The organism is Polaribacter filamentus, from assembly GCF_002943715.1.
Classification (GTDB): domain Bacteria; phylum Bacteroidota; class Bacteroidia; order Flavobacteriales; family Flavobacteriaceae; genus Polaribacter; species Polaribacter filamentus.
The window spans coordinates 542,701-554,424 of sequence record NZ_MQUA01000014.1 but is presented as its reverse complement, the minus strand read 5'-3'; the positions used below and the strand labels follow the sequence as shown (position 1 = coordinate 554,424).

General features: G+C 33.2%; 7 protein-coding genes. 1 reads left to right on the top strand and 6 read right to left on the bottom strand.

Translation table 11 applies throughout. From position 1 onward, the window contains the following. Window position 1 precedes the first annotated feature (1 nt). The 6 genes from BST83_RS19205 to BST83_RS19180 all read right to left on the bottom strand — a co-directional run bounded on the left by BST83_RS19205 (window position 2) and on the right by BST83_RS19180 (window position 9,317). Window positions 2-586, bottom strand: a complete 585-nt coding sequence (locus BST83_RS19205; protein WP_104811308.1) for a DUF2911 domain-containing protein — start codon at window positions 584-586, stop codon at window positions 2-4. Window positions 587-596: 10 nt separating this feature from the next. Then, window positions 597-3,092, bottom strand: a complete 2,496-nt coding sequence (locus BST83_RS19200) for a heavy metal translocating P-type ATPase (protein ID WP_104811370.1) — start codon at window positions 3,090-3,092, stop codon at window positions 597-599. Between the two features lie 169 nt (window positions 3,093-3,261). Further along, window positions 3,262-3,828: a helix-turn-helix domain-containing protein gene (locus BST83_RS19195; RefSeq protein WP_104811307.1), complete on the bottom strand. Its 567-nt coding sequence runs from the start codon at window positions 3,826-3,828 to the stop codon at window positions 3,262-3,264. After that, entirely contained in the window at window positions 3,828-5,057 is a 1,230-nt protein-coding gene (locus tag BST83_RS19190) for a TolC family protein (RefSeq protein ID WP_205853621.1), read from the bottom strand. The genes BST83_RS19195 and BST83_RS19190 overlap by 1 nt, the downstream gene beginning before the upstream one ends. Window positions 5,058-5,062: 5 nt before the next feature. Then, the gene (locus BST83_RS19185) at window positions 5,063-8,794 is read right to left on the bottom strand and encodes an efflux RND transporter permease subunit (RefSeq protein ID WP_104811305.1); all 3,732 of its coding nucleotides are present in this window, start codon (window positions 8,792-8,794) and stop codon (window positions 5,063-5,065) included. A 109-nt stretch (window positions 8,795-8,903) separates the two neighbouring features. After that, a complete protein-coding gene (locus BST83_RS19180) occupies window positions 8,904-9,317 on the bottom strand; it encodes an HYC_CC_PP family protein (protein ID WP_240614882.1) in 414 nt (137 codons plus the stop codon). Window positions 9,318-9,412: 95 nt separating this feature from the next. Between BST83_RS19180 and BST83_RS19175 the strand changes: the two genes are divergently transcribed. Continuing rightward, window positions 9,413-11,716: a TonB-dependent receptor domain-containing protein gene (locus BST83_RS19175; protein ID WP_104811304.1), complete on the top strand. Its 2,304-nt coding sequence runs from the start codon at window positions 9,413-9,415 to the stop codon at window positions 11,714-11,716. Window positions 11,717-11,724: the final 8 nt, after the last annotated feature.

Sequence of the window (11,724 nt, the reverse complement as noted above, 5' to 3'; positions counted from 1 at the left end):
ATCATTGCTGTACTATAAAATTAAAATCAATCAAAACTTTTTCCCAAGCCAATGAAATTGAACCTTGGGTATCAGTTGTCTTTTTCACTTTATATTCTAAATGTTCTGTTGTTGTTTCAGAAAGAATTGATTTAACTTTAAATCGTAAAACATCCTCTTTTTCATCATAGTCATCTTTTCCGTGTTGATCCCAATTGGTATTAAAAATGATGGTCCACTCCTTTTTTGAAGGAATTGTAAAAAAACCATATTTACCTGCAGGAAGTGTTTTACCATCAATAATTAAATCTTGGTTTGTTTCTAGCCAAGTTGCGTTGTGCGCTCCTGCTTGCCAAACCATATCATAAGATAGTAAACCTCCAAAAATGATTCTATCTCTAACGCCAGGTGAAGAATAATCAATATGAATATGAGCGTCTCCAATCATTGCCATTGCAGTTGCATGCGGACTTAAAACCTTCTTTTTAGGCATCTCATCTTTTTTAATTGTTGTAACATTCTTTTCTTTAACATCTATTTCCCTTGTTTCCTTTTTACAGCTTAAAACTGATACTGTTAATGCAATTACTACTATTATTTTCTTCATGATTATATACTTATATTTTAATATTTCTTAACCTCAGTGCGTTTACTATTACTGATACCGAACTAAAACTCATTGCCAATGCTGCAATCATTGGTGATAATAACAATCCAAATATTGGGTATAAAACTCCTGCTGCAATTGGTACTCCCAATACGTTGTATACAAAAGCAAAAAATAGGTTCTGCTTTATATTTTTAACAACACCATGACTTAACTTTTTAGCTTTTACAATACCCTGTAAATCACCTTTCACCAAAGTTATAGATGCGCTTTCAATAGCCACATCTGTTCCTGTTCCCATAGCAATACCAACATCTGATTGTGCTAAAGCGGGTGCATCATTTATACCATCTCCTGCCATGGCAACGACTTTACCTTCTTCTTGAAGTTTTTTTATTTCATTCAATTTATCTTCTGGTAAACATTCTGCTTTATAATGTTTAAGATTTAATTGCTCAGCAACGGATTTTGCAGTGTTTTTATTATCACCAGTTAACATAATTACTTCAACACCGTTGTCTTGTAGTTCTTTAATCGCTTTTACACTGGTTGCTTTTATAGCGTCAAAAATAGCAACATAACCTTGGGCTTCGTTATCAATTGTGATGTATGAAACCGTTTTACCTTGCTCTTGCTCTGCCAATACCTTGGTCGCTAAACTTTCTGAAATAGCAATAGCGAATTGTTCCAATAATTTAGCATTTCCTAAAGTTATTTTTTTACTTTCAACAGTACCAATAACTCCTTTTCCTGCAACTGCTTCAAAATCATCAACTTTAGTAATTGTAATGTTTTTTGATTTGCCATAGTTTACAATTGCCTCCGCCAACGGGTGCTCACTATATTGATTTAAAGAGGCAATGTATTGAAGTAAAGTTGTTTCCTCTATTTCTTCATTTACTGATATTACTTTTTCTACGGATGGTTTTCCTTCTGTAATCGTTCCTGTTTTATCGACAATTAGCGTATCAACTTTATTCATTTTTTCTAATGCTTCTGCATTTTTAATCAAAACTCCAGATTGTGCACCTCTTCCAACACCAACCATCACAGACATTGGCGTTGCTAAACCTAAAGCACAAGGACAGGCAATAATTAATACCGCAATTGCATTTACAAACGCAAAAACATAGGCTGGTTCTGGACCAAATATCGCCCAAGTACTAAATGTTATAACAGAAGCTAAAAATACCGAAGGAACAAAGTATTTAGCAATTCTATCTGCTAATTTTTGAATCGGAGCTTTAGAACGACTTGCTGTATTTACCATATCAATAATTTGAGAAAGTAAGGTTTCTGAGCCTACCTTCTCAGCTTTCATTACAAATGATTTCGTACCATTGATAGTTCCTGAACTCACTTTATCGTCCACCCCTTTATCTACAGGAATAGGCTCTCCAGTTATCATAGATTCATCTATACTACTTTGTCCTTCAACAATACTGCCATCCACAGGAATTTTTTCTCCTGGTTTTACACGCAACAAATTGCCCTTTTCAATTTTATCAATGGCAATTACTTTGTCTTCGCCCTCTGCAACTAATGTTGCTGTTGCTGGTACTAATTTTAGCAATTCTTTGATAGCGCCACTTGTTTGACTGTGTGCTCTTGCTTCTAACAATTGTCCTAATAATACTAAAGTAAGAATGACAGTTGTTGCTTCAAAATAGACAAACACATTGCCATCCGCCGTTTTAAAATCTGCTGGAAACACCTCTGGAAACAACATTGCAAAGACACTAAAAAGCCAAGCAATTCCCGAACCTATACCTATTAATGTGAACATATTAAGGTTCATTGTTTTTATGGATGTCCAAGCACGTTTAAAAAACATCCAAGTTGCAAAAAATACAACAGGAATTGATAATACAAACTGAATCCAATTCCAATTTTTTTGGGCTAAAATGTCATATAATGGATTGTTTTCGATCATTTCAGACATTGCCAAAAGAAATATTGGAACCGTAAAGGTAACTGCAACCCAAAACTTTTTTAGTAGCTTTTTATAGGTTTTATCTTCTTCGGATGCATCTGCCTCTAACGGAATTAAATCCATTCCGCAAATAGGACAAGCACCGGGTTCGTCTTTTATAACCTCAGGGTGCATCGGACATGTAAACTGGTTGCTAGAAAAAGAAATACTTCTTTCTTCGACCAAATCCATTCCGCATACTTTACAATCGCCTGCTTTGTTATAGGTTTTTTCACCTTCGCAATGCATCGGACAATAAAATGTTCCCGTTCCTTTGCCTTTTGATTTCTCTTCTTTCTTTTCTTTAACAGGATGATGTTCTCCCAATTTATAGATACTGTAACTAGCTCCGTCATTTTTTAGCGCTTCTTGAAAAGTTTCTAGTGAAATATGTGATTCCATTTCGATAGTTGCTTCTGCTTTTTCTAAATTAACGATCGCTTTAGAAACACCTTTTACTTTAGAGAGTATTTCTTCAACATGACTTCTACATCCATTGCATGTCATTCCGTGTATGTTATAAGTGTGTTTCATCATATTTAAAATTAATTATTTTTAATTGCTGATAGAATATCTGTATTCTTAAGACTGTAAATAAGCGATTCTTAAATCATCCTTTAGGATGAGAATTTTCGTTTTATATTTATCTTGTGCAAAGTTGGTATTCTACTACTTAATTCTTTATTCTAATTATGGATATCATCTATATAATTTGGTCTAAAGGGTTTCTACCTTTATTTTGTAATAATTTATAATCTGTGAGGCTCATTCCTGTTTCTATTTTAAATTGCTTACTCAAATGGTTCATATTACTATAATCTAAAAACTGACTTATCTCAGTAAAGTTTTTTTCTTGCGCTTCAATTAATTCCTTCACTTTCTCAATCTTTAGCTTTATAAAGTATTTTTCAATGGTCATTCCTTCAGTTGATGAAAATACTTTACTTACTTTCGAATAGTCTTGATGCATTGTTTCAGCAAGATGAGTTGATAAATTCTCTTTCAAATCAAGCGGTAGCTTACTTACTATTTTAATGAGGTCTATTTTAACTTTTTCAGTTATTTTTTCCTCTACATTATTAATTACTTCAAAACCGTTGCTTGTAATAATCTTCTCGAATTCATCTAATTCGTTATCATTTTGAATATTTAGTTGTATGCGACCAAGTTCAATTTCTTTTATTACAATTTGTTGCGCTTCAATTTCATTTTTGAGCACTTTTATACAACGATCACAAACCATATTTTTTATGTAAAAGTCTTTGATCATTAGTACTGCGTTAAATAGTTAATAATTGTTGTTTGCTCATAATAGGCTTTCAAAGATTCTATTTGATTCATTTCAAACTTTAATTGTAATTCCTGAATATCCAAAACATCCTTAAAATCAATCGTCCCTGTTTCATAACTTTTTAGTAAAATTTCCTCTGCGTTTTTAGCTTGTTGTAAATTTTTAGCCTGAGTTGAATAACTTATTCTTGCAGAAATCCTGTCTTTTTTCGCTTTGTCTAAAAGTGTTTCTAAAGTATTTAAGCGTTCACTTTTTTGTGCCAAAATTTCTTTTTGTTGCAACTCGTTTTGCTTGGTTTGGGATCTGTATTTATTATTAAAAATTGGGATAGAAATTGACACCGTTGGCATTACAATATCCTTACCGTTATCGCTAAAACTCATAGCTGGTCGTTTTTCAACGTTGATATAATCCAATCCAAAACCAATCATAGGGCTACTTTCTTTTTGATTGAGTAATTCAGATTTTTCTACGGATTGATAGCGTTTATCATATTTCAACAATTCTGGATGTAATGCTAAATTTTCACTAATAATTTCAAAATCATCCGAAGGAATATTTAATTCAGAAATAAGACTAACAGCAACCGTATTTTCTCTATTCAATAAATTATTAAAAGCAGTTTGTTCTGCTAAATATTGCTGACTCAAAACATCCAATAATTGTTGCATTTCATTTTGACGCATTTGCAAACGCAATACATCTACTGCAGATGCTTTGCCGACTTCAACAGAAGTTAATGCCAATGTTTCGTAGGTTTCCAATAATTTTATGTTTTCTGATAATACGTGCTGCTTCGCTTTATTCGCGTATAAATTATAATACGATTGTGAAACCGAAACCATCAGTTTTCTTTTAGCAATGACGATGTCTTCATATTTTGCATCCGCCAAAGAACTCACATAATTCTCCCTTGCCGTAACATTGCCAAACCAAGGCAACATCTGTTTTGCCGACACTCTAAAACGCTGAGCTCCTGTTCGTGTTTCTGGTTCGCTTACAAAATAGCCAACACCAAATTCTGTATTTGGCAAGGTATTTACTTCGTTTACTTTTTCAGAGGCAATACTATATTGCAGTTCAAACTTTTGAATTTCAGGATTGTTTGCCAATGCTTCGACAATAAATGTTTCTAATTGCTGACTTTGAACCTTTGAAATAAACAGTATAAAACAAAGGATACTACTAATTTTTATATATGATTTCATCCGTTTTATGATTTAATAGAAATTGGTTGAGCTTCATTTTTTAATTTTCTTTTCGCTATAAATTCTTTCTTCCAGCTAAACAAAACAGGCACAATAAAATAAGAAGTAATATCGATGATCATTCCTCCAAAAATCGGAATTGCCATCGGAATCATAATATCACTTCCTCTACCTGTTGAAGTTAATACTGGCAGCAATGCTAAAACGGTGGTAACTGTAGTCATTAAACAAGGTCTAATTCGTTTTGATGCCGCTTCTAATGTTGATTTTCTAATTTCTGATGTATCTGTTGGATCATTTTTATCAAAAGTTTGCGTTAAGTATGTTGCCATCACCACACCATCATCCGTAGCAATTCCAAACAGCGCAATAAAACCAACCCAAACTGCGACACTTAAATTAATCGTTTTCATGTTAAAAAGGTCTCGTAAGTTTTCTCCGAAAAAACTAAAATTCAAAAACCATTCTTGACCATACAACCACATCATAATAAAACCTCCTGCAAACGCAACCGATATTCCTGTAAAAATCATTAGGGATGTTGATACAGATCGGAATTGAAAATACAGAATTAAAAAGATGATTAATAACGCTAAAGGAACCACCACTGACAACGTTTTTTCTGCTCTAAGTTGATTTTCATATGTTCCTGTAAATTTATAACTGATCCCTTTTGGTACAATTAGTTCTCCTGATGCAATTTTTTGCTGAATTAGTGCTTGTGCAGTTTCAACTACATTTACTTCTGCAAAACCATCTAACTTGTCAAATAACACATAGCCAACCAAAAAAGTGTCTTCACTTTTAATAACTTGTGGACCTTTTTCATAACGGATGGTTGCCAATTCGCTCAATGGCACCGGACTTCCTTTACCCACCGGAATATAGATGTTTTTTAAATCATCTGGATTATTACGCAATTCTCTTGGGTATCGAACTCTTACACCATAACGTTCTCTTCCTTCAACGGTTTGGGTTAAAATCATTCCGCCAACAGCCACTTTTAAAACATCTTGTACATCTTGTATCGAAATGCCATAACGCGCTATTTTTTCTCTATCAATATCAATTAGTAAATACGGTTTCCCTACAATTCGGTCTGCAAAAACGGCTTCTTCTTTAACACCTTCGGATTGTTTTAAAATCGTTTCTAATTGAACCCCAAAAGCTTCAATTTGTTTTAAATCTTGCCCTTTTACTTTGATTCCCATTGGTGCACGCATTCCTGTTTGCAACATTACCAATCTCGTTTCGATAGGTTGTAATTTTGGGGCAGAAGTAACTCCTGGTAACTTGGTAACTCTTATAATTTCGTTCCAAATATCATCTGGTGATTGAATTTCTGGTCTCCAGTTTCGGTAGAATTCACCATCGTTATCTGGAATAAGTTGTTTTTTAGCATCCACAGATTGCCATGCTTCACGAGGTTCAGTTGGCAAGGACATTCCGTTTTTTAATACATATTTACCTTCATCATTCACTTTATATCGTTGACGTTCTCCATTTACATTCAACATATATTCAGGTTTATACTGAATCATATTTTCGTACATAGATATTGGCGCAGGATCTAAAGCCGATTCGGTTCTACCCGCTTTACCAACAACGGTTTCTATCTCCGGAATACTAGCTACCGCCATGTCCAATTGTTGTAAAACTCGTTTATTCTCTTCTATACCAGAATGTGGCATCGACGTAGGCATCAACAAAAATGAACCTTCGTTTAATGAGGGCATAAATTCCTTGCCTGTATTCTTCATGATATAAAAACCAAAAACTAATAAGGAAGCAGGAATCGTTAAAAATAGCACTCTATTTTCTAGTGCCCATTTTAAAATCTTAGTGTAATAATGCTGAAATAGCATAAAAATACCCAACAATCCAAAGCAGATAATACAAACAAAAATCAAATTTAAGGCAATGCTTTTATCTACTCCAAGTGGTCTCCAATACTCAGCTAATAGAAATACAATTGCCAGTGAAGATGCTATAATATTAATAAGATTAGCTCTTTTATCAGTAAGCTTGTCCTGCATTTTTAAAAACGCTACAGTTCCGTAACTAATTAATAAAATTCCAATCCAATAGCCTAAAAACATACTTATAATTCCCAGAACTACTAACAATCCGTTTAAAACAAAACTCGTTGTTTTTCTGATGCTCACTTTTTTGAATATAGAAGCAGCAAAAGGCGGAATTAAAAATAGCGCTATAAATAATGCTGCTGCTAATGCAAAGGTTTTTGTAAATGCTAGAGGTCTAAATAATTTACCTTCTGCACCAATCATTGTAAAAACTGGAATGAAACTAATAATCGTTGTCATTACTGCTGTTACAATCGCACCAGAAACTTCTGCCGTAGCATTGTATACGATGGTATTTATAGGTAGTTTTTTATCATCTTCATCAATATGACGAATAATATTTTCTGAAAGTATGACGCCAACATCAACCATGGTTCCAATGGCAATTGCGATTCCTGAAAGTGCCACAATATTTGCATCAACTCCAAAAAGTTTCATCGCAATAAATACCATTAAAACCGCAACAGGTAATAATCCTGATATTAATATAGATGCACGAAGGTTAAAAACCATCACAATAATTACTAAAAAAGTAATTAAAATTTCTAAAATTAACGCTTCATTTAAAGTTCCTAAAGTTTCTTGAATCAGTTCTGATCTGTCATAAAAAGGAACAATGGTTACTCGCGAAGTTCGACCGTCTGCCAATACTTTTGAAGGCAAACCTGCACTTAATTCGTTGATTTTTTCTTTTACATTGTTGATAACTTCCATCGGGTTTGCCCCATATCTTGCCACCACAACCGCACCCACAACCTCTGCACCTTCTTTGTCTAAAATTCCTCTTCGAGTTGCCGGGCCTAAAGATACTTTACCAATGTCTTTTATTTTGATGGATATAAAATCCTCTGAAGTAACCACGGCGTTTTCAATATCCTCAACTGATTTTACATACCCTAAACCACGCACTAAATATTCTGCTTGATTTATTTCTAACGTTTGCGCACCAATATCTTTATTACTTTCTTTAACCGCTTTTACAACTTGGTTTAAACCAATATTATATTGACGCATTAATTCCGGATTAACATCAACTTGATATTCTTGAACATAACCTCCAATAGAAGCCACTTCAGAAACGCCACTTGCAGAAGAAAGTGCATATTTTACATAATAATCTTGAATGCTTCGCAATTCTTGTAAATCCCAACCACCAGTTACGTTTCCACTTTCATCACGACCTTCTAATGTGTACCAAAATATTTGCCCTAAACCTGTTGCATCCGGACCTAATGATGGATTTACTCCTTCAGGTAATAATCCGCTTGGTAAAGAATTTAGTTTTTCTAGAATTCTACTACGACTCCAATAAAACTCAATGTCTTCTTCAAAAATGATATAAATACTAGAAAATCCAAACATAGAAGAACTACGGATGGTTTTTACTCCGGGAATTCCGAGTAAAGAAGTTGTTAAAGGGTAGGTAATTTGGTCTTCTATATCTTGTGGCGAACGACCGTCCCATTTGGTATAGACAATTTGTTGATTTTCTCCAATATCTGGTATTGCATCTACAGCTACAGGATTGCTTGGTAAAAACCCAGTATCCCAATTAAAAGGTGCATTCACAGTTCCCCATCCTACAAAAAGGACAAGCACTAAAACCGCTACAAGTTTATTTTCTATTAAAAATTTGATGCTTTTATTTAGCATTAGGTTTGATTATTAAACAATTAGACATTGGTGTTGAAAAAATTACCGAATACAAGAAATCATCCCAATGAAATTAATCAATGGATAAAACAGTCTATTGTTTAAAAAATCAAATTAAATAGGTCTCGTCTAACTTATAGAGTTGTCGTATGACGAGTGGTGATTTGTATGCTGCATAAGAAGTTACATTTTTATCTGAACCTTCAAAAAGAGTACGATACGTATATACAAATGAAGCGATGAATAATTGTTGATTAAAAGTAACTTGATCAACGGATAAATGCAATTCATCTTGACCATCGACCACTAATTGTTCGTCTTTACAACAATTCTTTTTAGTCATCTCACAGTCGTTAGTTGAAGGCTTTTGCATTTCCATTCCGCAACCTTTTGCTTTATGAAAAACGGCCGTTTCAACCAAGGTATCGCCACAAAAATGCATATCAATAGTGAACGACATTGTAGAAAATAAGACTACAAAAGCCATTAAAATTGACATTATTTTATGTGAAACTTGTTTCATATTAAAAACAAATTTACGAAAATTTATCGAACGAATTATTTTTGTTTGAATTTTCATCTATAAAAAATGAATACTTTTGCGACCAAATATGCAGTATGCAACAAACATTTAAACATATATACCTCCTTTTTATCTTGTCTTTGAATATTTTAACAAGCTTAGGTCAGTCAAAAATAAGCGGAAAAATTATTGACAGTGATGCAAATATACCTTTGGGTTCTACTCTAATCACTAATTTTAAAACAGGCATTAGTATCAATGCTAATTTAAATGGCACGTTTCAAAATTTAGATACTGGAACATACACATTCCGAAAAGAAGGCTATTTTGAAAAAAAGATTGAATTAAAGAAAGAGCAGTATTATATTATTCAACTTAGTATAAACCCTAATGAATTAAATGAGATTATTATTAATGCGAATCAAATACCCAAAAAACTAAAAAAAGCAACCAATGCCATCAACATTATTTCTTCGGATGACATTGCACGCTATAACAATACCGATTTTGCACCTATTTTAAATAGAACTCCTGGCGTTTTTATGCAAAGTGGTGCGTTAAATACAAACCGAATTACCATAAGAGGTATTGGTTCTAGAAATCTTTACGGCACCTCAAAAATTAGAGCTTATTTTAAAGATATTCCATTAACAAATGGAAGTGGCGAAACTACGATTGAAGATTTTGAACTCGCTTCAATTTCTCAATTAGAAATTATTAAAGGAGCTGCATCAAGTGTTTATGGCGCAGGGCTTGGTGGCGTTATTCACTTAAAACCACAAAATGCTTTTTTAAATGAATCTAGCTTTCATAGCCAACTTACTGTGGGTTCTTTTGGTTTGGTTAAAAGTGTTATCAATGCAAATTACGGGACATCTAAAAATAGTTTTAGAGCTGTTTTTAGCGACACGGAAAGTGATGGCTATCGTGAAAACAATAATTATAATAGACAAACAATTACACTAAACACCAACCATTTTATTTCTAAAAAAGATGAAGTGTCTTTTTTAGCTAGTTTTGTAGATTTAAAAGCATTTATCCCGAGTTCAATTAACGAAAATACTTTTATAAATAATCCTGAATCTGCAGCTTTTACTTGGAAACAGGCTCAAGGTTATGAAGATGCTCAACATGGAATTTTTGGAATTTCATGGAACCACGATTACAGTTCTAGTTTAAAACAAGTTACAAGTGTTTTTACTTCTTTTAGAGATGCTTACGAACCAAGACCTTTTGATATTTTAAAAGAAAATACACATGCGATTGGCATCCGAAGTAGAGTTTTAGGAAACGACTTATTATTTAAAAACTCATTTAATTGGACGCTTGGCGTAGAACTATTTAATGACACCTATACCTACGGAACTTTTGAAAATTTATATAAAGATTTTCCGCCAAATACAGGAAGTGTTGAAGGAAACCAATTATCTAACTACAAAGAACGTAGATATTATTACAACGTTTTTGCCGAGGCAGATTATGAAATCTCTAAAAAAACCACGATTTCAATTGGTTTAAATCTAAATAAAACATCCTATAATTTAAAGGATAGATTTCCAGTTTCTATAGAAAATCAAGACCAGTCTGGCAGCTATAATTATAAAGATATTGTGTCTCCTAATTTTGGTGTTTCTCACTTGTTAAATAAGCAAATAAGTGTTTTTTCGAGTGTAAGTCATGGCTTCTCTCCTATTTCTCTCCAGGAAACATTGTTACCAGACGGACAAATAAATACAGCTATGAAACCAGAAACAGGCTGGAATTACGAAATAGGAACTCGTGGAGCTTTCCTTAATAATAGATTTCATTTGAACGCATCGATGTATCGACTAGACGTTAAAAATTTATTGGTTCCTAGAAGAACAGCGGAAGACCAATTTATTGGCGTCAATGCAGGAAAAACGCAACATGACGGACTAGAATTAGCCGTTAATTATAAATGGTTAGATCAAGAAAAAATCTCCATAAGTACGTTTTTAAACTACACCTTAAACCATTATATCTTTACAGATTTTACTGATGACACTAAAGATTTTACTGGAAATGAGTTAACAGGTGTTCCTTCTGATATATTTAATGCAGGTCTAGATTTTCAAACTTTAGTTGGTTTCTACGGAAACATTAATTATCAATTTGTAAGTAGTATGCCAATTACGGATAGTAATAGCTTGTATTCTGATAGTTACAACCTAATAAACCTAAAAATAGGGTATCAAACAAATCTTACTAAAAAGCTGAAGTTAAATACGTTTGTGGGCGTAAATAATGTGTTTAATGAATTTTATGCTTCTCAAATTTTAATAAATGCATCTGGCTTTGGTGGCAGTGCTCCCAGATATTATTACCCTGGAAATCCTGTAAATTATTATGCAGGGATGAACTTAAGTTATCTTTTTTAATGTAAATT